This is a genomic window from Polynucleobacter sp. KF022, assembly GCF_027924105.1.
Classification (GTDB): Bacteria; Pseudomonadota; Gammaproteobacteria; order Burkholderiales; family Burkholderiaceae; genus Polynucleobacter.
In genome coordinates, this window is the sequence record NZ_AP026972.1 from 1,627,070 (window position 1) to 1,650,840 (window position 23,771).

The following is a 23,771-nucleotide window of genomic DNA, read 5'->3' on the forward strand; positions in this document are numbered from 1 at the left end:
TTCTAGGGCTCGATCCCTAATTCGGTAGCAACGGCTGAGCAATTTTGGCGGGCTTCATTTAGAGCTTCGCCCAGGCAATTGATGTGACCCATTTTTCTGCCCATGCGAGGCTCAGACTTTCCATACAAATGCAACTTAGCATCAGAATGAGAGAGCACTTTATTCCAAGCGGGTTCCTTTGGTTGATCCTCGCTACCCTCGTACCAAAGATCGCCTAATAAGTTCAACATCGAGACTGGCGCTAGTTGACGTGTATCACCCAAAGGTAGGCGGGCCATTGCTCTCACTTGTTGCTCAAATTGACTGCTAACACAAGCGTCCATCGTGTAGTGTCCCGAGTTATGTGGGCGAGGAGCGATTTCATTAGCGACGATATCGCCATTCTTGAGGACAAAAAACTCAACACAGAGAACACCAACATAATCAATTTTGCGAATAAGCGCTTTTGCTGCTTCTACAATCTTTTTTTCTTGTGCGGGCTTTAATGATGGCGCTGGCACAGTAGAGGTGTGCAAAATACCATCACGGTGAATATTTTGTGAAACTGGATAAGCAACCACTGAATCATCGTATCCGCGCACAACTAAAGCAGATACTTCAAAATCCAAATCCATGCGCTTTTCTAATACACAAGGAACCTTGCTTAATTCCGCCCAGGCAGCCGGCAAATCCGCTGCCGTGTAAACAGTAATTTGACCTTTACCGTCATAACCCATACGAGCTGTCTTTAATATTCCTGGAAATAAATCGGCTGGAATATGGGTAATATCAGCATCATGTTCAACAACAGCATAAGGTGCTGGGCCAATATTTGTTTCTGATTTCCAGGTAGCTAGAAACTTTTTCTCAGCCACCCTGTTCTGTGCCAAGGAGACACAGCTGCTTCGTGGTGCGACAAATACACCCAAAGCCTCTAACTCATCTAAAGCTTGGGCAGGAACATTCTCAAACTCTGTGCTAACCGAGGGACAAAGAGCAGCCATTTCTTTTAAGGCAGCAGAATCTGTGTAATCAGCTCGAATGAATTTTTCTGCAATAGAGCCTGCTGGGCTATCAGCACCGGGATCTAAAACACAAACCTTATAGCCCATTGCTTGAGCGGCTTGTGTGAACATCCGACCCAATTGACCGCCACCTAATATTCCTAAATATGAACCCGGCAAAATGGGTTCCATGCGATCTGCCATGTAATTAATATCCTGGCAAATTCATAGCGCGCGCGGTATCAGACTGCTTCGCACGGAAATCTTCTAAACGCTTAGCCAAATCTGCATCATGCAATGCCAAGCCAGCAATCACATGCAAGGCGGCATTGGCTGCACCAGCCTCACCAATCGCAAAGGTGGCGACCGGAATGCCTTTAGGCATTTGCACAATTGAATATAAAGAATCTTCGCCACGCAAATATTTGCTAGCTACTGGCACACCATAAACCGGAACGATTGTTTTGGATGCCAGCATGCCCGGCAAATGCGCGGCACCGCCCGCACCAGCAATGATGGCCTGTAAGCCGTTAGCTTGGGCTTTTTCAGCATACTGAAACATATCATCAGGCATACGATGCGCAGAGAGTACTTTTGCTTCGTGAGCGATACCAAATTGCTCAAGCATTTGAGCGGCGTGTTGCATGGTATCCCAATCTGAATTGGATCCCATCACTATTCCGACAATTGGTTTCTTGCTCATTTACCTCTCCAAATACCTTCAATATTCCTCTAGGGACCCTATTATCCCTGAGTTAACCTAGTAAGGGCTTCACGATACTTTTGAGCCGTCTTTTCAATCACATCAGCCGGCAACTGCGGTGCAGGGGCTGTTTTGGGCCATAACTTGCCATCCACCATCGCTGTTTCAAGCCAATCACGGACAAACTGTTTGTCATAAGAAGGTGGATTGGAGCCCACATAGTAGGTCTCAGCAGGCCAGAAACGGGAAGAGTCGGCCGTCAGGATCTCATCCATCAATACCAATTGATTATTGGCATCTAAGCCAAACTCAAACTTAGTATCCGCAATGATGATGCCGCGAGTGGCTGCAAATTCGGAAGCTTCTTTATATAGACGAATACTGACTTCACGAATTTGATTAGCTAACTTTTCACCAATCAGCTCAACCACTTTTTCAAATGAAATATTTTCATCGTGTTGACCAAATTCAGCCTTAGCTGCTGGAGTGAAAATAGGCTCGGGTAATTTCTGAGCGTTTTCCAAACCAGCTGGCAATGCAATTCCACATACCTTGCCAGTTTCTTTGTAATCCTTCCAGCCGCTGCCAGCTAAATAACCACGCACTACCGCCTCAACCAAAATAGGCTTCAAGCGTTTAGCCACAACAGCGCGACCCTTAACTTGATCTACCTCATTTGCTGCCACAACAGTCGCCGGATCAATTCCAGTCAAGTGATTGGGGATAACGGAAGCTAATTTATCAAACCAAAAATTAGCCATTTGATTGAGAACCACACCCTTTTCAGGGATGGGCTCGCCCATGACCACATCAAATGCGGAGAGGCGGTCAGTCGTAATCATTAATAGCTTGTCATTGTCTAGCGCATAGACATCGCGCACCTTGCCTTTAGAAAGCAAGGGCAATGACTTAATGGAGGTTGCGTACAAGGCGTCCATGTTTAAATCACTTCACAATTTGAGTTAATTTGCCGCTCTTGTAAAGCTCGGCCATCTTCTCTAAAGAAATCGGTTTAATTTTGGATGCTTGACCAGCAGAACCAAAAGCTTGGAAACGAGCGATACACACTTTTTTAGCAGCTTCACGAGCTGGCTTCAAATAATCACGTGGATCAAACTTAGATGGGTTCTCGATAAAGTAACGACGAATTGCGCCAGTCATTGCCAGACGAATATCCGTGTCAATATTGATCTTACGAACACCATTCTTAATGCCCTCCTGAATTTCTTCAACAGGAACGCCATAAGTCTCTTTCATATCTCCGCCGAACTCACGAATCTCAGCAAGTAACTCTTGTGGAACGCTAGAAGAGCCATGCATCACTAAATGAGTATTCGGAATGCGTGCATGAATTTCTTTGATACGATCAATTGCCAAAATATCACCCGTAGGTTTCTTGCTGAACTTGTAGGCGCCATGGCTTGTGCCAATCGCAATAGCCAAAGCATCGCACTGAGTAGCCTTAACAAAATCAGCGGCTTGCTCAACATCAGTCAGCAACTGTTCACGAGTCATTTTGCCGTCAGCGCCATGACCATCTTCTTTGTCACCTTGCATAGTTTCTAGTGAGCCCAATACGCCCAATTCCGCCTCAACCGTAACCCCAATGGAATGAGAAAACTTCACCACCTCTTTAGAGACATCTACGTTGTATTCATAGCTAGCAACTGTTTTGCCGTCAGCTTCTAATGAACCATCCATCATCACGCTCGTAAAGCCACTCTTAATTGCTGCCATACAAACCGCAGGGCTTTGACCGTGGTCTTGATGCATCACCACTGGAATATGTGGGTAAGCTTCAACCGCAGCAGAAATCAGGTGACGCAAGAATGCTTCGCCAGCATATTTGCGAGCACCTGCAGAGGCTTGCATGATTACTGGAGAGTCAGCTTCATTCGCTGCCTCCATAATTGCCGTCACTTGCTCCAAGTTATTGACGTTAAATGCTGGTAGGCCGTAACCATTTTCAGCAGCATGATCCAAGAGTTGTCTTAAAGATACTAAAGCCATGATGTTCTCTTAATAAATAGTAATAAGGTTTGTAAAAAATTAGATAGTTAGAGATGCAAACTACTTCACATGAATAATCTTGAGGGTATTGGTGCCACCAGGCTCACCCATCGGTTCGCCAGAAGTCAGTACAACGGTATCGCCTTTTTTGACCGCACCCACCTTTTTCAAACATGCTTCCACTTCCTGTAACGCAGTGTCACGATCCTTGGTGTAGTCCAAGCCAATTGGAGTGACATTGCGATAAGTACTCAGCGCCCGCTGTGTAGCGATCTTAGATGTCAATGCAAAGATAGGGACATGAATATTATGTCGACTCATCCAAATTGCTGTTGAGCCTGAGTCTGTTAAGGCTGCAATCGCATTAGCATTTAAATGATGTGCTGTGAAAAGAGCTCCAAGGGCAATCGTTTGATCAATACGAGTAAAAGTTTGATCTAGGAAATCGGTATCAAGCTTCACTCGATCTGATTTTTCAGCCTCAACACAAATCTCTGCCATTGCTTTGATAGTTTGCACAGGGTACATACCTGCAGCAGATTCGGCAGAGAGCATCACCGCATCAGTACCATCCAATACCGCGTTAGCAACGTCGCTCACTTCTGCGCGCGTTGGAACTGGAGCATTGATCATAGACTCCATCATTTGCGTAGCAGTAATGGTAAATTTATCGGCTTCACGCGCCCATGCAATCATGCGTTTTTGCAACGCAGGTACAGCAGCATTACCCACCTCAATCGCTAGATCACCACGGGCAACCATGATTCCGTCGCTCTCAGCAATAATGCTTTTCAGCGCAGCTGGCTCAATGGCTTCTGCACGCTCTACTTTAGCAATTGTTCTCACCTTACCTACGCCATACTTGGCGCTAGCAGCATCCGCCAACTTGCGCGCGTAAGCCATGTCGGCACCATCTTTTGGAAAGCTAATTGCCAAGAAATCCACGCCCATCGCAATCGCTGCATCTAAATCAGCAATATCTTTTTCAGTTAAAGCAGGAGCAGTTAAACCGCCGCCGGCGCGATTAATGCCCTTGTTATTAGAAAGTGGTCCACCTTGCTCAACAACGGTAAAAATCTCTCCGCCTTTAACACTCTCAACGGTAAGAACAACTAAGCCGTCATTCAACAAAAGGCGATCGCCCGGCTTGACATCGCCCGGCAACTCTTTGTAATCAAGGCCTACTTTGGTTTGATCACCAAGCTCACAAGCTACATCGAGAGTAAATTTATCACCCTCCTTGAGCAAAATTTTATTTTCCGAAAATTTACCAACGCGAATTTTAGGCCCTTGCAAGTCAGCCATGATGCCCACTTCTTTTCCTGCCTCAGCAGAGATGGTGCGTACCAAATCATGTCGCGCTTTATGGTCGGCCACAGTGCCGTGAGAGAAATTCATCCGCACCACATCGACGCCAGCACGGATCATGTCACGCAATACTTCGGGCTTTTCAGAAGCGGGCCCCAGGGTTGCAATGATCTTTGTTGCTCTCAACATATTTAGTCTTTCGCTCTTTCAGCAAGTACTGCAAAGGCTGGCAAGGTTTTGCCTTCAAGGAACTCCAAGAAGGCGCCGCCGCCAGTAGAGATGTAATCTACTTGGTTCTCAATTCCGTACTTCGCGATAGCTGCCAAAGTATCGCCACCGCCAGCAATAGAGAAAGCCGGTGAGTGTGCAATTGCCGCAGCTAACATTTTGGTGCCACCACCAAACTGATCAATTTCAAATACGCCCAAAGGACCATTCCACACGATCGTGCCAGCATGAGCAAGCATGATTGATAAACGCGCTGCAGTTTTTGGACCAATATCCAAAATCATGTCGTCTTCTGCCACTTGATCTGCAGGTACCCGGTTTGCACGAGCCAGTGGAGACAATTCGTTTGCTACAACCACATCTTCCGGGATAGGTACATGGGCGCCACGCTTTTCCATGAGCTCCATAATTTCTCTAGCTTCATCAACTAAATCAGGTTCAGCAAGTGACTTGCCGATAGGTAAGCCCTTAGCTAACATAAAGGTATTGGCGATACCGCCCCCAACAATCAACTCATCCACCTTTTCTGACAAGGCCTTAAGGATGGTGAGCTTAGAGGAAACTTTAGAGCCTGCTACGATGGCTACCAAAGGACGCTTTGGACTTGCCAATGCACGACTTAGTGCATCTAACTCAGCAGCCATTAAAGGACCAGCACAAGCTATTGGAGCAAACTTCGCCACACCATGAGTAGTTGCTTCAGCGCGATGCGCAGTTCCAAATGCATCGTTGACATAGACATCACACAATGCAGCAATCTTTTTTGCTAGCTCGTCGTTGTTCTTTTTTTCACCAACATTGAGACGACAGTTTTCCAACAATACTAGTTCGCCTGGACTTACTTCAAAACCGCCGTTGACCCAGTCACTGATTAAAGGAACTTTACGATTCAACAAGCTCGCAATACGGTCAGCAACCGGAGCCAAACTATCTTCAGGTTTAAATTCGCCTTCAGTTGGGCGGCCCAAATGTGAAGTCACCATTACCGCTGCCCCAGCGTCCAAGCACATCTGTACCGCCGGCATTGATGCCCGAATACGAGTATCTTCAGTAATATTTCCAGCCTCGTCCTGAGGAACATTCAGATCGGCACGGATAAGAACCCGCTTACCCTTTAATTGACCTGATTGGGCTAATTCGCTTAAACGCTTAACTTTAAATAAGGATTCCGGCATGAGTTTGGGTAAATTTGGTGGTTTATGGGAATATCCCATTCTAAAGGCTCCGACCCATTTACCCTAAGGATCCAAGCCGACAGACTGCCCTGCCTGCTCTACAATAAGGACTTAAATGCATTCTGGGCTGAAAGACCAATATCTACCGGTCTGATGCCTTACTAAAACCGCTTTTATAGATACTTAATAGACACAAAAGGTAAAGAAAATGTCGATGTCCGACCGCGATGGCTTTATTTGGACTGATGGGAAGCTAATTCCTTGGCGTGAGGCCAATGTTCACGTGTTAACACACAGCCTACACTACGGCATGGGCGTATTTGAGGGCATCCGAGCCTACAAAACCCCCCAGGGAACAGCCATTTTCCGACTTCCAGAGCACGTAAAACGCCTGTTTAACGGAACTAAGATCTTCCAAATGAACATGCCTTACAGCCCCGAAGAGGTCACCAAGGGCATTATTGATACGGTAAATTCCAACAAGCTAGAAGCCTGCTATATCCGCCCAATCATCTTTATTGGTTCCCAAAAGTTGGGAATATCCCCAAAAGGGAACAGTATTCATACCTCAATTGCTGCCTGGGAATGGGGCGCCTACCTGGGTGAAGATGGCCTAAATAAGGGTATTCGGGTGAAAACCTCCTCTTTTACCCGCCACTTTGTGAATTCTTCCCTGGTGCGCGCTAAAGCTTCTGGCTACTACATCAACTCTATCCTGGCCAATCAAGAAGTGACCGCCAATGGATACGACGAGGCCTTATTGCTCGATACCGAAGGTTACGTTTCTGAAGGCTCCGGGGAAAACCTCTTTATGGTTCGCAATGGCATTGTGTACACCCCTGACTTAGCGTCTTGCTTGGATGGCATCACACGTGATTCCATTATTCAGATCGTTAAAGACCTTGGTTATGAAGTGCGTGAGAAACGCATTACTCGTGATGAAGTCTATTCTGCTGACGAAGCATTCTTTACCGGCACCGCTGCTGAAGTGACTCCGATTCGTGAATTGGATGACCGTACGATTGGTGATGGAAAGCGTGGTCCGATCACTGAAAAAATTCAGAAGACGTATTTCGATGCGGTGTATGGCAGAAACGATAAATACAAATCTTGGCTTACTTACGTTAAGTAATTAAGGAATAGCACATGACTCAAGCTCAAGTTGTAATGGTGGACGGCAAGGATTTGCCATTGCATTGCCCTACCAATAAAACACCAGCCTGGAACTCGCATCCACGCGTTTTCCTAGATATCACTAAAACCGGTGAAGCGAAGTGTCCTTATTGCGGCGCAGAGTACAAGCTCATTCCCGGCACTGAGCCACACGGTCACTAAGCCTTATCAGCGCCTCCTGGTGAGGCGCTGAGTCGGGATACATTACATGCACGGTATTCTGATCATCGCCCCCAACTGGATTGGGGATGCAGTAATGACGCAACCTTTATTAGCATCCCTCAAAGCGCAATACCCAGATTCAAATATTGATGTACTTGCCAGCACTTGGGTTGCACCAATCTATCGAGCCTGCTCTGAAGTGCATGAAGTAATCGAGGCAAAATTTGAACACAAACAATTGCAATGGGGCTTGCGTAAAGAATTAGCAAAGAAGCTCGCAATAAAAAAATATCAGGCATGTTTTGTGTTGCCTAATAGTTTTAAATCAGCACTAATTCCCTGGCTTGCTAATATTCCTTTCCGTGTTGGCTATCGTGGTGAGTTTCGCTTTGGGTTGATTAACGTAGCGCTAAATAATCCAAGCAAAATTAATCGCCCACCAATGGTCGATCACTACCTCCAGTTAAGTCAACTTTTAAATGGTGGGCAAGCTTCACTGACGACCAGCAATCTGACGCCAAAGTTAAATGTATCTGCAGCGGCTAATCATTCCGTAAAAGCCAAGTTACAAAGTGTGCAAATTGATGAGGCACATATCTATGCAATTTGCCCTGGCGCTGAATATGGCCCAACTAAACGTTGGCCAACTAGTCACTTTGCGCAATTGGCTGAAAGCTTAATTACCGGCAATCCAAACAATCAGGTTGTCCTTTTAGGTAGCAAAGGCGATCATCCCCTTGCCCAAGAAATCCATACCCTAGCAAAGCAAGATCCCCATATTCACAACTGGTGTGGCAACACCTCCCTGGATGAAGCTATTGCCTTGCTTGACATGAGTAAAGCCGTTATCAGCAATGATTCGGGCTTAATGCATATTGCGGCAGCACTCAAAACTCCGCAGATCGCTATTTTTGGATCCAGCGATCCAGCTCATACGCCACCACTATCGGACAAAGCCAAGGTCATTTGGCTAAACCTAGCCTGCAGCCCATGCCATAAGAGGGAATGCCCCCTAGGTCATCTCAAGTGCTTAAATGACATTTTGCCGGCCCAGGTATTCGCTACACTGAATACACTCCAGTCATAACCCAGGAAAAGTAAGCCATGCCTAAACTTGCCAGACTCTTTCAAAATGCAGATGACGTAGTAGAGGCATGGCGAGATGCGTTGAGTCATCGCGATGTTCAAAGTGCTTTAGATATTTGGCTAGATGATGATTCCATTACCTGCGTTCTCCCTGAGGGACATCGCCTAAGCGGCCATGCAGAAATTCGTGAAGGTCTGGAGCGACTGCTTTCAAAACAACCGCTATTCCTAGAGCCGATTGCATGTATTAGTCACTCCGTACTTGGTGCCGCTGTATATGACACCACTGAAGCGGTTCATTTGCGTGCAGACCAAGTTGAAGCAGAGTTTTTTCTCAACATCACACTTGTGCTATTACAAGATAGTCAGGGTTGGCGTATTGCGCACTTACACGCAAGCCACTCTACTGAAAATACCTTCGACGCACCATCAACCCCACACGGTTTGCATTAAATCTATGGATGATCAAGTACTTCGGTCACTAATGAAGTGGCCTAATGTGCCTGATTGCTTTGGTTGGCTTGCCCTAGATCGTCGTGGCCAATGGCGGATGCGAGATGAATTTACCCAGCAAAATCAGCTTCCAGGGCAAGTTATTCAACATGCTGCACTAAATGATTTTATTGCGCGTAACTATGCATGCGATGAGCTTGGCAGATACTTTTTTCAGAATGGCCCTCAACGTGTTTTTATTACCCTAACTGCCACTCCTTGGATTGTGCGCATCATTCCAAATGAACACGGTCTTGCATTACTCACCCAATGCAATAGCGCAATCACCCCTGATTCAGCCTTAAGTGACGAAAACGGAAATATTTATATTGTTGGGAAAGTAGATCAAACGATTTACGACAGCAGCAATAATGGGGGAGGTGCTAAACCCTTTTTAAAAAAAGAATCTCAGACTATTGCTCTTTTACACGATCACGATCTAGATCATTTTTCTGAACTGGCTAAGCTGCGTGAAGAAGCTTGTAGCTTTGGAGGCTCTTGGTCTTGGTACGAAAAGCAATTACCCTTAGACCCCATAAATTCGCAAGAATTAGCCGCGCGCTTTCATTACCAAAACTCGCCGCAACCTTAACCTGGGGGCTGCTTGCCTTGCTCCTTGAGCTCATCTTGGTATTGCCTTTGCATTTCACGCAAACGAGCATCGATACTGGAGCCTTGGTAAAAATCAGCACCACCAGCTGAGCGAGCAATGCGGAGTTGCTCAATGGCAGATGGCCAAGCACCCTCAAGAGCATATTTTTCGCCGAGCGCGTAATGACGCATTGGGACATTACCAGCTTGATCATAGGACTTAGATAGCAAGTTCCACCAGACAATTTCATTAGGTTGAGATCTTGTTCGCGCCTTTAACCAAGTAATTGCATCGTTAGTGCGGCCAAGTTTCAGATAGGCATTAATCATTGCAGCACCTGCTGCGTACGATTGAGGATATGCGCGTAATGTTGTCTGAGCAATTTGAAGCGCTTCTTCACCTTTGCCTTTAGCTAAAGCCAATTCAGATGCAGTGATATCTAGCGATAAACTCTGCCTCTGAATAGGCGATCCAGGTGCACTTGCTTTCTGAGCTAGGTTTCGGGCTTGCTGAAGATTGGATTCAGCTAGATCTAATTTTCCTTGGCGCTGAGCGATGAGTGCCAAGCCATAAAAACCCTCCATTTGTTTGCCAATTTGTGTCTGTTTACTCAAACTGTCAAAGGTATTTTTTAAGTCATACATTCCACTGGAGCTTCCCGCCTGCTCCATGCGTGCTCGAGCTTTAATAAAAAAGAATTCTACTGAACTGGGCACATTGCGAGCGGGCACAGTGCGAGCCCGATCCTGCATATCGGCAATACGATCAGTTGTTAAAGGGTGAGTCCGCACATACGCAGGAACACCCTTATCCATAATGCCAGTCGCTTTTTGTAAGCGCTGGAAAAAGCCTGGCGCACCATTGACATCATATCCACTGGCATCCAAAATCTGAAAGCCAATACGATCAGCCTCACGCTCCGCATCCCTTGAATAAGAAAGCTGATTATTGATGGCAACCGCTTGACCGCCCTGCATTAGGCCAGCACCCGCCTGAGGATTGCGAGACATTGCTAATGCCCCAAGCACCATACCGGCAATCGCAATCATCGTGTTGGTGGTTTGCTTATCCATCTGGCGTGCCAGATGACGTTGCAATACGTGGCCTGTTTCATGCCCCATAACTGAAGCCACCTCAGAATCTGATTCTGCACTGACGATCAAGCCCGTATGAAAACCGATAAAGCCTCCAGGTAATGCAAACGCATTAATGCTGCTGTCTTTAACTGCAAATACCTCGAAGTTATATGCGCCGCTGCCCTGCTCGTTTGCACCACCTAATTGTAATTTCTTGGCCGCCTGCAATAAGCGACGCTCCATCTGATTCAGAAAATCATAAAGAGGTAAATCATTTGAGTAATCTGGATCTGGACGAATTTGGCGCATGATCATCTCGCCGTACTTACGTTCGTCCACCCGACTTAAGGCATCACCCCCCGGATCACCCATATCCGGCAAGACGATTGTTGGCTGACTCCGTAAAGCGCCTCGCGTTGGCGCATTACTGGGTCGAGCATCAGGGGATTGCATGGCTCGACCAATATTTTCCATGGCGGCAGAATTACCCTCAACGGATACATCCCCAGTAGGGGGTGCTGCGTAAACAGGGAATCCAGAGCAGGCAAGCCCCAGCACCAGCCAAACGGCTAAAGCGCGGTGCAAAAAAGCGGTTTTAGGTACTGACTTTATGTCTTGCATCTCTATATGGTAAAACTTATCCCATGAACAAACTAACTCATTTTGATGCCAGCGGGCAAGCCCACATGGTAAACGTTGGTGATAAGCCTAACACCCATCGCATAGCTATTGCTACCGGCAAGATCTCCATGCGTCCTGATACCTTCACAATGGTTGAGGCAGGCACCCATAAAAAGGGGGATGTTCTAGGTATAGCTCGGATTGCAGGAATACAGGCCTCAAAAAGAACCTCGGACCTTATTCCCCTTTGCCACCCATTGGCTCTTACTCACGTTAGTCTGGAGTTTCAAACGAATCCCCAAGAAAATAGTGTGACCTGCCAGGTTAAGGCTGAAACTACTGGGCCAACAGGTGTTGAAATGGAAGCCCTCACCGCAGTCCAAGTCGCCTTACTCACAATCTACGATATGTGCAAAGCAGTAGACCGTGGCATGGTGATGGGTGATGTGAAGTTACTTGAGAAGAGTGGCGGGAAGTCTGGGGAGTGGAAGGCAGCTTAAGCTAGCAACTCATGCTCTTAATTGGAATGTAGGGCGAATTATCAATTTTAAGAAATTGATAATAAATTTAATTGAATAAGCAAAGAACTAGGTACTTTTATGATTGAGCCAAAGGGTGGTACAGAGATACTTCATCAGACCCTACTTAAAAAACTTGGGCAAGAGGATCTGCAGGGAGTTAATTTATTTGTGAATGATCTCTCACCAAAAGCCCTGAGAAATGATCAAATAAATATTTTATGGAACCATCATTCCTATAATCAGCCGGCCATACAAAACTACAAGAATAGAGCTCTCCTAAATGAAGTTCAGTACTTTGTGTATGTATCCAACTGGCAATTCGAAAAGTATCGCTACCACTTTCAAATACCCGAGAGTAGATCTCTCGTTATTAAAAACGCAGTTGAATTAATTGAGCCAAAAGAAAAGCCGGAAAAAATTCATCTGATTTACACATCTACGCCATGGCGAGGCCTTGATGTTCTATTGGAAGCATTTTCGCTTTTAGATAGAGATGATGTTGAACTAGATATTTATTCCTCGACCATCATCTATGGAACCCAGTTTTTTGACGGAAATGAGCAAAAATATGAGGGCCTCTTCGAACAAGCTCGAGCCATGAAAAACGTTAACTATCATGGCTATGCTAGCAATGAAGAGGTAAGAGAGGCTCTTGCCAAAGCTCATATCTTTGCATACCCAAGCACCTGGGAGGAGACATCTTGCTTGTGTGCCATTGAAGCAGGAATGGCTGGATTAAGTTTGGTAAGCACAAATCTGGGGGCGATTTATGAAACTATAAATAGCTGGGGAAGATTGGTTAGCTATGACTCAAATAAGAAAAATTTAGCAAAGAAATTTTCATTCGCGCTCAATAAATCTATAGATGAATACTGGACTCAAGAAAACCAGAGTAAACTTAAAGAGCAACACGCTTACTATAAAAAATTCTATTCCTGGGACAGCAGAACCACAGAATGGAAAAATTTTTTACAACAAGTAAGAAATGGATGAAATATTCAATTTACTTTTAGATGATCTGGTTGCAACCCTTGATGATGCCTCTCATACATCATTGAATAGCTAGCCTCAATATTCCTAGCAAATTGACTGGAATTAAACAGTACCCCATTTAATCTTGAATTAACTAGTATTTTTCTATATTGCAATAATTTCTGTGGATTGGTTGCTAGATCACATACGATATCCTCATATTGATCTTTTGTGGTTGCAATGAGCCCAACTAAACCAGCTGCCGTTAGAAGACTTGCCGCCACTCTACCAGCAAAAGATTTTCCCAAGAGCGTGACTATTGGAACGCCCGTCTTTAGAGAATCAACTGCAGTGGAGTGAGCGTTATAGGGAAATGTATCTAAAAATAGATCAGCCAATGCGTATCTAGCTAGATGATCAGACATTAAATCCATTCTTTTGGCAAAAATAATTCTAGATGCCCCAACCGCACGAAGCTCAAATTCGGCCAGAATGTTTTCTCTAAAAGCTGGATTATTCTCTGAGATCCATAGGACGCTGCCTGGAACTCTTAATAAGATACTCGCCCAGCAATCCAATACTTCTTTATTAAATTTATAGTCATTATTAAAGCAGCAGAAAATAAATCCATCTTCAGGCAGACCGCATTCTACCTTTGTAAAAACTCGGCCAGAGGGTAGCCGTCTAGAGTCATCCACCATATAAGTCTTTGGCAAGTATGCGACTTTTTCTACAAAGAACTGTTTATTTTCTTCCGGAAGAATGACTTCATCGGCAATAATGTAGTCAACAAATGAAGCGCCATAGGTTCCGGGATACCCGAGCCAATTCACCTGAATTGGGGCAGCGCGATGAGCCATAACCCCGACCCTTGAATGCTGAGTTGGCCCTGATAAATCGACCGCTACATCAATCTCCATTTCTCTAGCAAGATTTGCAATTTGAGCATCTGACATGTTTTCCGCATCAATAAAAATATCAAATGAATCTTTTAAGCGAGCGCGCATCTTATCGCCTTGGGGAGCTTGAAGCATAGAAAATCCAATAATTTCAAACCTGCTTCTATCATGCTTTTGAAAAAGCTCCGCCGTTAAAAATGAGACCGGATGCGTGCGAAAATCTGGGGAAAAGTACCCGATACGAATCTTTTCCTTTTTTAGGTATTTAGGGAAATTTCCTAAATTTGAGATCGCAGGATACTTTTCGGCGGCATAAATTTCAGAAGCGGCGCTATGAAGTCTTGGGTTGTCTGATATCGCTAAGAGTGCGAATGGCTGAATTACTCGCTTCTTTTCCAATAAGGCATTCTCCATTACTTTGATGCTCTCGGACATTTCTTCCCAACGAGAGATTTTCATCTTAGTAAATAATAAATCTCCTAGAGCCCAATCAATATCTGACTTTAAGCTTATAGCTCTTTCAAAAGAAGTAATGGCCTCTTCAAATTTTTTAAGCTCAACTAAGGTGCCGCCCTTATTCAAATACGCTTCCGCATAGTTCGGATTGCGCAAAATTATCTCTTCAAACTCAACGAGAGCTTCTTCAGGGCGTCCCATTTGGTTAAATACAACTCCTATATTGCAGCGCGTCTCTAGAGAGGTCGGATTCAAATCTAATGCAGACCGATAGCAAGAAATTGCCTGCTCAAAATTCTTTAACTCTGTTAGCGCATTACCCATATTAAAATATGCTTCAGGGTAGTTTGGATTTAAAAGAATGGCTTGCTGATAATACGCAATTGCCTCTTCGTAACGCTTGAGATGATTTAGAGTATTTCCCGCATTGGAATAGGCTTCAGCATAATTGGGATTTAAAGATAGAGCCTGATGATGGTGTTCTAACGCCTCCTCATACCTATTAAGTGCAAATAATGCATTACCCTTATTTGACCAGACCTCGGCGTAATGCGGGTCAATAGTAATTGATTTTTGATATACGTCAAGAGCTTTTGTGGGCTGCTTTAACTCCAAATAAATATTTCCCAAATTACTCAACGCTAATGCATTATTAGGCATTGCGATAAGAGCATCATTTAGGTAGCGAATAGCATCGGAATACTGCTTATTCTGAGCCGATAAAACCCCCAGGAGCCGCAAAGCATGGGGATTACTTGGCTCCAATTTAATCACTTGCTTTAGATAGATCTCGGCTGACTCGAAATTCGAGCTTCGGAGCGATTCAAGCGACTGATTGAGAAGCAAACCTATCTGTGGATTCATGGGCAAATATTACTAGACTCTGCCATATGTATATAGGGTTCTTAAATTACCCCCCCCTGTTTAAGCACATAAAGTTAAGAAAGTTTTCTATAATTTGACTTTTATTGAGCGCTATAAAGGCAATCCTTAAAATTTTGATAGCCTTATTAATTAAAGCCCGTAATGTCCTCTCAGCCACAAAATAAAACTCTCATTTTTTGCACCTCATTTGCAGCTACAAATGAAGAGTGGGGTAATCGCTATAAGAAATGGCTAGACCATATTAGCAACAGTCATTTAGAGAGGGCTCAAATTTTATTAATTGACGATGGCAGCCCCATATTACCAAACTGGGAAAATCTAACCATTTACCAAGAGCCCAACTTGCCGAGATTAAATGACAAAGAAATCGCTCTTTATCACTTTAATAGCCGCCTTGGAAGAAGTAGCCTGCTCAACTATCCAGGCTGGTATAGAAGTTTTATTTTTTCTGGTACGTGGGCGCAGACCTTGGGATTCAATAAGATCATTCATATTGAAAGCGATACTTTTATCCTTTCTAAAAGCCTTACGGATTATATAAACAAGCTAAATAGCGGCTGGACCACTCTTTTTTGTCAGAGTCAAAATTTGCCAGAAACCTGTATACAGGTGATTTGCGAAGATCAGCTTAGAAAATTTACAAAATTTAGCCGTCACGACTACGATATTAATTTTGCAAATAAGCCAATTGAACTATTTATGCCCTTTACAAATGTTGAAAGAAAATTTATTGGCGATCGTTACGGCGAGCTAATAGGATTAGACGGGATTCCAAGCGATGCAGATTATGCGGCAAATATACCAAGCCATTGGGTTGTGCCAAAGAATGGCTCCTGCACTTCTAGCTGATACCCTTTTCTAAGCTTGCCCTCACCCTTGTCAACACACCATCCCAGTTATTTAACTTATCCTGCCTAAATAATTTGACAGATGGGTACCAAGGACTATCTTCGCGATTCAATAGCCACCTCCAATCAGGGATAAAAGATAGCAGAATCCAGGTCTCTTTACCAAGAGAGGCGCTAAGATGGGGGATGCTCGTACAGGTGCTAATAACTAGATCTACGCACTCTATTAAAGCCGCCGTATCTCCAAAACTTTGTAAGTCATCTCCAAAAAATCTGATATCTCCGTGAGAAGCTAGTGTCTCCTTGTCGCAATCTTTAATCTCTTTTTGAAGACAAACATATTCATACCCTTTATCGGGCAAAGCCACAAGAAACTCCGACAACGACAAACTGCGTTTAGCGTCATTTTTAAAGTTTGAAGTACTACTCCACGCGATTCCAATGCGTGGCTTTGTCTTGGGGCCCAATTTTTTCACCCAATCCTCTACCTTGTTCATATCCGCTTTGAAATATGCAGATTTTGAGGGTATGGAATTTAAATTCGTTTTAAATGCGAAGGGAAGACTAATAATGGGGCAATAAAAATCGAATTCCGGGAGATTGTTGCCTCTATTGATGATTTGGGAAACACCACTTAGATTACTAAAAACTTCATTCAGTGACTTTGGTGCCTCTAATATCACCTTGGCACCAAGCTGAGCTACTAACTCAACATACCTAGCAAACTGAAGGGCATCCCCCAAGCCTTGTTCACAATAGATCAGAATGGTCTTACCCTGCAGTGACTCTTCGCCAAGCCACAATTTCTCTGTAAACCCTCTTCTTACGCCACTAAATTTAAATTCATCTCCATTACCCCATCGAGACTCATAAAGTGAGAATCCATCCTCCAGATTGCCGCTTAAAAGCAAAGCCAATGACTTGTGCCAATACGCCAAATAATGATCTGGCTGCAGTTGAATAGCATCATCATAAGCTTGAATGGCATCAGTTAATTGCCCACTCTCCAACAAGGCATTGCCTTTATTTACATAAGTCTTAGCATCCATAGGATCAAGCTGTATCGCCTGATCATAAGAGACGATAGCTTCGGGGTACCGATTTAGCTCCTGCAAAACATTGCCTTTATTGCTATAAGCCTCTGCATAATTTACATCTAGTGAGATTGCCTTTTCATAGAATTCCAAAGCTCTTAAGAAATGCTTTTGCTCTAAATATACGTTACCAATATTGCTTGCAAGTAATGCATTTTTAGGGGCATTTTTAAATGCTTTTTTAAATAAGGTTAAGGCCTTATCGTAATCTTTTCTTTGTACTTCATATATACCCAGCAAACGTAAAACATCAATGCTTTTGGGATCAAGCTTATAAGCTTGATTTAGAAATAATTCTGCCGCGACACTATTTTGATTTCGGAGAGCATTCACAGCTTCCCCCAAAAGATATCGGAGCCGATCATTCATCTGGTTAAGCAATGCTAATAGGTAATGTTATATACATATCAAAAGAATGAACTCATTCCTCAATATACAAGTTCTCAACCGGAGCATCTGCCTGATATCGTTCAACCATCTGAACATAAGCCGATTCAATATTTTTTGCAAATCTTTTAGTATCAAATAAAGGTAATTTCAATCTATTGTCTGCAAGCTTGCTCTTAATTGCAGACAATTTTTCGGGATTTTTGGCCAGATCAATAGCTAAACACTCATATGCTTCGCGGGATTCAGCGATCATCTCTGGCAAGCCAATTGCTTTTAACAAGCTCGCAGCAACTCGTGATGCAAAAGATTCACCCATAACGGTAATTAATGGGAGTCCAGCCCACAAAGCATCGCTTGCGGTTGTATGTGCGTTATACGGGAATGTATCAAGAAAAAGGTCAGCATACTGATGTCTTGCCAAATGGTCCGCAAGCGACATTCGCTTGGCAAAAACAATTCTATCTGCATCAACACCCCTCTTAATAGCCTCTTTCGTTAAGTTTTCAGATGCGAATTCGTTGTCCTCATACAACCATAAGACACTTCCTGGTACGGAATTGAGAATACGCATCCAGCCATCGAAAATATTCGGCAATATTTTAAAATTATTGTTAAAGCAGCAAAATACAAACCCAAACTCAGGTAAGCCAAGCTCTTTTCTTGAAAACTCACGCGTTGAAATAGGACGGGTGCTATCGTTGACTTGATAAGTGTTAGGTAAATATACAATTTTTTCAGTGTAATTACCCTGCAGATTTTCTGGGATCAAGGCTGAATCTGCAATGATGTAATCAACATACGGTGCACCCATCGTTCCCGGATATCCAAGATAATTTACTTGTATTGGGGCGGCGCGACATGCCAAAACTCCCGTCCTCGAATCCTTGGTTAATCCACTTAAATCAATAACTATTTCAATCTCAAGCCCTCTAATTTGCTTTGCAACCTCAAGATCACTCAAATCATCAATATCAATGAAATGATCAAATGCCCTAATTAGCCTGGTGCGCATAGCATCTTGTTCCGAGACTTTTCTGGATGAAAATGCATATACTTCAAAGCAATCTCTGTCATGCATCTCAAATAGTTGAGCAGATAAAAAAGCAACTGGATGCGTACTAAAGTCTGCGGAAAGATATCCGATTCGGATTTTATCTTTTCTATTTAATTTGGCAATATTCCCTAGGCGCGAGTTCTGTCGATACTTTTCCTCGATATAAACTTCAGAACATTTTTTATTTAGTTTTCCAGAATCGGTAAGCACCAGAAGGTTAAATGGAATTAATTTTTGACTTTCTGCAAAGTTTTTAATTGCCTCTTCGTTGCCATCGAACCCATCCCAAGAAGCAATTCTAAGCTTGGCCTGCATAATTTCGCCCGCATACCAATCGGCATCGGGTTTTAAAGCCAAACCTTTTTCATAATTCAGGATGGCATCTTTATACAACCTCAACTCAACCAAAGTATTTGCCAAACAAAACATTGCTTCAGCATATTTTGGGTTTAAATTAATTGCAGCTAAATACTGCTCAATAGCCTCGTGAAATCTTTTCAAATCATAAAAAAGATTCCCTTTATTTATGATGGCCTCAAGAAAATCTGGCCTAATTCTTATTGCCTGCTCATAATGCGAAATAGCCTCAGGAAATTTCTTTAATTGCAATAGGCTAAGTGCTTTGTTGCTCCATGCTAATGCATAGTTACCATTCAGGGAAATTGCCTTATCAAGAGCAATGACTGCCTCCTCATATTGCTTTAATTCATGAAGACAGCCGCCTTTGTTGGACCATGCTTCAACACTATCAGGCTTTAGCTTGATGGTCTGATCATATAGATCTATAGCACTTTCATACTGCTTAAGCTCCTGGAGCACGCCACCTTTATTGAGGATGGCTTCAACATAATCAGGCTTAATCTTAATTGCCTCATCATAAGCCGCCATAGATTCATCATTGAACTTTAACTCTCGTAAAGCATTCCCCTTATTGAACCAGGCTTCTGCATAGCTAGAATTTAGATTGATTGCTTTTTCAAAATGAGAAACTGAATGCTCAAAATCTTTGAGGATGGAAGCAGCCTTGCCGAAATTCATCCATGCCTCTGGATTTCCCGGGGAGAGCGCTACAGCTTTTTTATGGTGAGTAATAGACTCTTTTACCGAGCCGTTATCCATCAATGCTTTAGCAAGGTTATATTGAATGGAAGCGTCATCGGGGGCTATTCTAGCTGCCTTACCCAGCAGCTCCGCTGCATCTTTAAATTTCTCTTGTGAAGCTTTAATTAGTCCTAAAACGTGTAGTGCAGGTAAATTCTTTTGATCCACTTGTAGTATTCGTTTGAGAATACCGTCGGCCGTATCAAAGTGACCAGTTTGAAACGCTTCTATAGCCTGCTGGAGCATTAATTGAAATTGTGGATTCATAGCCTAATTTTATTACTAAGCTCAGCCATCAATACAAAAATTAATTAAGTCTGAGATAGGGCTGCCAGCATGTAGGGCCGCCCTATAAATCATTTAATTTACTATTTACTCAATCTGCATTCTGAAGGTAAAAGCTGGGAAATCAAATTCGTTTCCGTCGACCTACATGACCAACCGCCTGCCCAAGTAGAGCCCTCGGGTTTAGATAAGTCCAATGGCTTAGGCACATTTGCATCAGGCTCATTGGTGGGTACTAAATGAAGGGTGTTCTTGCCATCTGGCGCTACGCTCACTTGATAGTCAATTGCAATCGCTCCTGATGGTGTAATTTCAATGAGCTTGACGCTGCGCGTCGGTGTAAAAGTGAAGGCCCCATTAGTTGCCTCATCCATTGGGACAGTGCCCCTACTTGCGAATGCCTCCGTTACCGCAAGCTTAGCGCTAGAGGATAAATTCATTCCCTCTACTACGCGACTGCGTGCAATGTAATCCTGATATTGCGGCACTGCTACAGCAACTAAGATACCAATGATGGCGACGACAACCATCACCTCAATCAAAGTAAATCCAGATTCTAAGCTTTGATCCTGAGAGCTTTTTAGACTCTCCATTTCTTTGTTAATACTCTGCATATTTTCTAGCTCCTGAGGTGAAATCCTCATATTCCAGTCTACGCCTTTTATATTCAAGGGGCGCTAGAAATGAAAAAGCCAGCTTTAAAGGCCGGCTTTCTTGAATCACTCGTAAGAAAATTAGTGCTCTTTAGCAGAGTTCTTTTTCTTCAGATATGTACCTACCAAAATCACAATAGCAACACCGATAACCTCAAAAGCAAGTTTGGCATCACCTAAAGCTGCCTGGATGCTGTCTTTGATAGCAGGATCATCAACCAACATGCCACCAGCCAGCAGACCTAAAAGGCCGGCACCCAAAGTGATGATGATTGGGAAACGCTCCATCACCTTCAGCAACATAGCGCTACCAAAAATGATTAATGGAATAGACATTCCCAAGCCAATGATCAACAAGAGGAGGCGGGTCTCTTCCGGTCCTTTTTGTGCCGCAGCTGCAACTGCCAATACGTTATCCAAGCTCATTACTAAGTCAGCGATCAAGATCGTACGGATGGCAGCCCAGATGCTAGTCTTAGCTTCCATATGCTCTTCGCCACCGCTATCAGATAAAAGCTGAATACCGATGTAAAGCAATAACAAACCACCAACAATTTTTAAGTAAGGCAAAGTAAGCAACGCAACCGCCGTAATGGTGAGTACGACACGCAAAATAATTGCGGCTGCACTACCCCAAAAAATCGCTTTCTTTTGTTGCGCAGGAGGCAAGTTGCGTGATGCCAAGGCGATCACGACTGCGTTATCCCCAGATAGCAAGATATTTGCAACGATGATTGATAAAAGCGCCGCCCAGAAGGTAGCGTCAGAAAATGCTGATAAATCCATGATGTCTCCTACGTTTCTCTTATGTTTTATTTTATTTTTAACTACTTGGCACTACAAAAAAGGATGCTGTTTTAGCAGCACCCTTTTCCAAAACACTAATTACAACATGGCTTTCAATAAAGCAGCCATTTCTGATGGATTCTTTGTGACTTTGAAGCCACATTCTTCCATTACAGCCAATTTCGCATCGGCAGTATCTGCACCGCCAGAAATCAATGCACCGGCGTGACCCATACGCTTGCCTGGAGGCGCTGTTACGCCCGCAATAAAGCCAACTACTGGCTTTTTCATATTGTCCTTGCACCAGCGAGCAGCTTCTGCTTCGTCTGGGCCGCCGATTTCACCGATCATGATCACAGCATCAGTCTCTGGATCTTCGTTAAACATTCTCATGATGTCGATGTGCTTGAGACCATTGATTGGGTCGCCACCGATACCTACCGCTGTGGATTGGCCTAAACCAATAGCTGTCAACTGACCAACTGCTTCATAAGTCAAAGTACCGGAACGGCTAACAACACCAATACGGCCTTTCTTATGAATGTGACCAGGCATGATGCCGATCTTGAGTTCATCTGGAGTGATGATGCCTGGGCAGTTAGGGCCGAGCAACAAAGTCTTCTTGCCGCCAGCAGCTTCTTTCGCATGCATCTTGTTACGTACTTCAAGCATGTCACGTACAGGAATGCCCTCAGTAATACAAATAACGAAGTCAAGGTCAGCCTCAACTGCTTCCCAAATCGCTGCAGCAGCACCAGGAGGTGGAACATAGATAACAGAAGTGGTTGCACCAGTTTGCTGTGCAGCCTCTTTAACTGTTCCATAAATAGGAATATTAAAAATGGACTCGCCAGCTTTTTTAGGATTTACACCGGCAACAAAGCAGTTTTTGCCGTTTGCGTATTCCTGACATTTTTCAGTATGGAACTGACCTGTCTTACCAGTAATACCTTGTGTAATGACTTTGGTGTTTTTATTGATCAAAATAGACATATTGAAATTCCTGGATTATTTGTTTTTGGCAACAGCAGCAACTACCTTAGTAGCAGCTTCAGCCATTGAATCGGCGCTAATAATTGGCAAACCAGAGTCCGCAAGAATCTTCTTACCCAACTCTTCGTTAGTGCCCTTCATACGCACAACCAAAGGTACCGTCAGGTTTACTGCCTTACATGCAGTAACAACACCGTCAGCGATCACATCGCAACGCATAATGCCGCCGAAGATGTTAACCAAAATCGCTTCAACACTCTTGTTCTTCAACATGATTTTGAATGCTTCAGTTACTTTTTCTGCTGTAGCACCACCGCCAACGTCCAAGAAGTTTGCTGGCTCGCCACCGAACAACTTAATAGTGTCCATGGTGGCCATCGCCAAGCCCGCTCCATTCACCAAACAGCCAATATTGCCGTCGAGCGAGATGTAAGCAAGGTCAAATTTGGAAGCTTCAATTTCAGCGGCATCTTCCTCATCGATATCACGATAAGCAACGATCTCTGGATGACGGAATAATGCGTTTGGATCAAAGTTGAACTTAGCGTCCAAAGCCTTGATCTTGCCGTTACCCTCAAGGATTAATGGGTTGATTTCAACCAATGATGCATCGGTATCCCAGTAGGTCTTGTAGAGGTTTTTGAACACGTCACGTGCCATTGGAATAGACGCTTCGGGAACGCCAATACCTTTTGCAACGATGTCGCAATCCGCATCTGTCAAGCCAACCATTGGATCAATAAATACTTTAATAATTTTTTCTGGATGAGATTCAGCAACTTCCTCAATATCCATACCGCCTTCGCTAGAAGCCATGATCACATTCTTTTGTGTGCCACGGTCTGTAACGATACTGAAGTAGTACTCTTTTTTAATATCAGCGCCATCTTCAATCAAGAGGCGATTTACTTTTTGACCTTCTGGTCCAGTTTGATGTGTCTTGAGCTGCATACCCAAAATTTCAGAAGCATATTTCTTCACTTCATCCATGCTTCTAGCCAACTTCACACCGCCGCCTTTACCGCGACCACCTGCATGAATCTGCGCCTTCACAACCCATACTGGGCCACCTAATTTTTCAGCAGCTTTAACCGCCTCATCAACACTAAATGCAGGAATGCCGTTAGGAACAGGCACATTAAATTGGCGAAGAAGTTCTTTGCCTTGGTACTCGTGAATTTTCATAATTACTCCGAAACGGTATCTTTTTTAGCAAGCGATGAGG

22 protein-coding genes are annotated in these 23,771 nt (G+C 43.9%); 8 read left to right on the forward strand and 14 right to left on the reverse strand.

Annotation, left to right across the window (positions count from 1 at the left end; genetic code table 11):
• Nucleotides 1–2: 2 nt before the first annotated feature.
• Genes PKF022_RS08380 through PKF022_RS08405 form a run of 6 tightly spaced genes read right to left on the reverse strand, consistent with a single transcriptional unit; the run spans nt 3 to nt 6,407 of the window.
• Complete coding sequence (locus PKF022_RS08380; protein ID WP_281776574.1) at nt 3–1,187, reverse strand: 5-(carboxyamino)imidazole ribonucleotide synthase; 1,185 nt, start codon at nt 1,185–1,187, stop codon at nt 3–5.
• A gap of 4 nt (nt 1,188–1,191) precedes the next feature.
• A complete protein-coding gene (gene purE / locus PKF022_RS08385; protein WP_216230854.1) occupies nt 1,192–1,686 on the reverse strand; it encodes a 5-(carboxyamino)imidazole ribonucleotide mutase in 495 nt (164 codons plus the stop codon).
• A 41-nt stretch (nt 1,687–1,727) separates the two neighbouring features.
• On the reverse strand, nt 1,728–2,624 hold the full coding sequence (locus PKF022_RS08390) for a phosphoribosylaminoimidazolesuccinocarboxamide synthase (RefSeq protein ID WP_281776575.1): 897 nt from the start codon (nt 2,622–2,624) through the stop codon (nt 1,728–1,730).
• Between the two features lie 7 nt (nt 2,625–2,631).
• A complete protein-coding gene (fba, locus tag PKF022_RS08395; RefSeq protein ID WP_215347708.1) occupies nt 2,632–3,696 on the reverse strand; it encodes a class II fructose-bisphosphate aldolase in 1,065 nt (354 codons plus the stop codon).
• Nucleotides 3,697–3,756: 60 nt separating this feature from the next.
• Complete coding sequence (gene pyk, locus PKF022_RS08400; RefSeq protein WP_281776576.1) at nt 3,757–5,193, reverse strand: pyruvate kinase; 1,437 nt, start codon at nt 5,191–5,193, stop codon at nt 3,757–3,759.
• A gap of 2 nt (nt 5,194–5,195) precedes the next feature.
• Nucleotides 5,196–6,407 carry a phosphoglycerate kinase gene (locus PKF022_RS08405; protein ID WP_281776577.1) on the reverse strand — a complete coding sequence of 404 codons (1,212 nt, stop codon included), beginning with the start codon at nt 6,405–6,407 and terminating at the stop codon, nt 5,196–5,198.
• Nucleotides 6,408–6,615: 208 nt separating this feature from the next.
• Here PKF022_RS08405 and PKF022_RS08410 point away from each other — a divergent pair, with 208 nt between their 5' ends.
• The 5 genes from PKF022_RS08410 to PKF022_RS08430 are packed head-to-tail and all read left to right on the forward strand — an operon-like array spanning nt 6,616 to nt 9,912.
• Nucleotides 6,616–7,539 carry a branched-chain amino acid transaminase gene (locus PKF022_RS08410; RefSeq protein ID WP_281776578.1) on the forward strand — a complete coding sequence of 308 codons (924 nt, stop codon included), beginning with the start codon at nt 6,616–6,618 and terminating at the stop codon, nt 7,537–7,539.
• 14 nt (nt 7,540–7,553) lie between these two features.
• Entirely contained in the window at nt 7,554–7,742 is a 189-nt protein-coding gene (locus PKF022_RS08415; RefSeq protein ID WP_215360214.1) for a zinc-finger domain-containing protein, read from the forward strand.
• Nucleotides 7,743–7,788: 46 nt separating this feature from the next.
• On the forward strand, nt 7,789–8,829 hold the full coding sequence (gene waaF, locus PKF022_RS08420) for a lipopolysaccharide heptosyltransferase II (protein ID WP_281776579.1): 1,041 nt from the start codon (nt 7,789–7,791) through the stop codon (nt 8,827–8,829).
• Between the two features lie 17 nt (nt 8,830–8,846).
• Nucleotides 8,847–9,281, forward strand: a complete 435-nt coding sequence (locus tag PKF022_RS08425; RefSeq protein WP_281776580.1) for a nuclear transport factor 2 family protein — start codon at nt 8,847–8,849, stop codon at nt 9,279–9,281.
• 4 nt (nt 9,282–9,285) lie between these two features.
• On the forward strand, nt 9,286–9,912 hold the full coding sequence (locus PKF022_RS08430) for a DUF2946 family protein (RefSeq protein WP_281776581.1): 627 nt from the start codon (nt 9,286–9,288) through the stop codon (nt 9,910–9,912).
• Here the strand turns inward: PKF022_RS08430 and PKF022_RS08435 are convergent.
• Nucleotides 9,909–11,609, reverse strand: a complete 1,701-nt coding sequence (locus PKF022_RS08435; RefSeq protein WP_281776582.1) for a M48 family metalloprotease — start codon at nt 11,607–11,609, stop codon at nt 9,909–9,911. The two genes, PKF022_RS08430 and PKF022_RS08435, sit on opposite strands and share 4 nt — an antisense overlap.
• Nucleotides 11,610–11,632: 23 nt before the next feature.
• On the opposite strand from PKF022_RS08435, the gene moaC reads away from it, so the two are divergent.
• Both moaC and PKF022_RS08445 read left to right on the forward strand, forming a co-directional pair.
• On the forward strand, nt 11,633–12,109 hold the full coding sequence (moaC, locus tag PKF022_RS08440) for a cyclic pyranopterin monophosphate synthase MoaC (RefSeq protein ID WP_281776583.1): 477 nt from the start codon (nt 11,633–11,635) through the stop codon (nt 12,107–12,109).
• Nucleotides 12,110–12,208: 99 nt separating this feature from the next.
• Entirely contained in the window at nt 12,209–13,123 is a 915-nt protein-coding gene (locus PKF022_RS08445; RefSeq protein WP_281776584.1) for a glycosyltransferase family 4 protein, read from the forward strand.
• A gap of 5 nt (nt 13,124–13,128) precedes the next feature.
• On the opposite strand, the gene PKF022_RS08450 is transcribed toward PKF022_RS08445, so the two are convergent.
• Nucleotides 13,129–15,321, reverse strand: a complete 2,193-nt coding sequence (locus PKF022_RS08450) for a glycosyltransferase family 41 protein (protein WP_281776585.1) — start codon at nt 15,319–15,321, stop codon at nt 13,129–13,131.
• A 162-nt stretch (nt 15,322–15,483) separates the two neighbouring features.
• Here PKF022_RS08450 and PKF022_RS08455 point away from each other — a divergent pair, with 162 nt between their 5' ends.
• On the forward strand, nt 15,484–16,191 hold the full coding sequence (locus tag PKF022_RS08455) for a hypothetical protein (RefSeq protein ID WP_281776586.1): 708 nt from the start codon (nt 15,484–15,486) through the stop codon (nt 16,189–16,191).
• Here PKF022_RS08455 and PKF022_RS08460 read toward each other — a convergent pair.
• The 6 genes from PKF022_RS08460 to sucC all read right to left on the reverse strand — a co-directional run bounded on the left by PKF022_RS08460 (nt 16,184) and on the right by sucC (nt 23,731).
• Nucleotides 16,184–17,617 (reverse strand): tetratricopeptide repeat-containing glycosyltransferase family protein, encoded by a 1,434-nt coding sequence (locus PKF022_RS08460; RefSeq protein WP_281776587.1) that lies wholly within the window; start codon nt 17,615–17,617, stop codon nt 16,184–16,186. The two genes, PKF022_RS08455 and PKF022_RS08460, sit on opposite strands and share 8 nt — an antisense overlap.
• A gap of 88 nt (nt 17,618–17,705) precedes the next feature.
• A complete protein-coding gene (locus tag PKF022_RS08465; RefSeq protein WP_281776588.1) occupies nt 17,706–20,096 on the reverse strand; it encodes a tetratricopeptide repeat protein in 2,391 nt (796 codons plus the stop codon).
• Nucleotides 20,097–20,197: 101 nt separating this feature from the next.
• Entirely contained in the window at nt 20,198–20,728 is a 531-nt protein-coding gene (locus PKF022_RS08470; protein WP_281776589.1) for a pilin, read from the reverse strand.
• Nucleotides 20,729–20,848: 120 nt separating this feature from the next.
• The gene (locus PKF022_RS08475; RefSeq protein ID WP_281776590.1) at nt 20,849–21,553 is read right to left on the reverse strand and encodes a TerC family protein; all 705 of its coding nucleotides are present in this window, start codon (nt 21,551–21,553) and stop codon (nt 20,849–20,851) included.
• A 99-nt stretch (nt 21,554–21,652) separates the two neighbouring features.
• A complete protein-coding gene (gene sucD / locus PKF022_RS08480) occupies nt 21,653–22,546 on the reverse strand; it encodes a succinate--CoA ligase subunit alpha (protein ID WP_072582760.1) in 894 nt (297 codons plus the stop codon).
• Between the two features lie 15 nt (nt 22,547–22,561).
• Entirely contained in the window at nt 22,562–23,731 is a 1,170-nt protein-coding gene (gene sucC / locus PKF022_RS08485) for an ADP-forming succinate--CoA ligase subunit beta (protein WP_281776591.1), read from the reverse strand.
• Between the last annotated feature and the right edge of the window lie 40 nt (nt 23,732–23,771).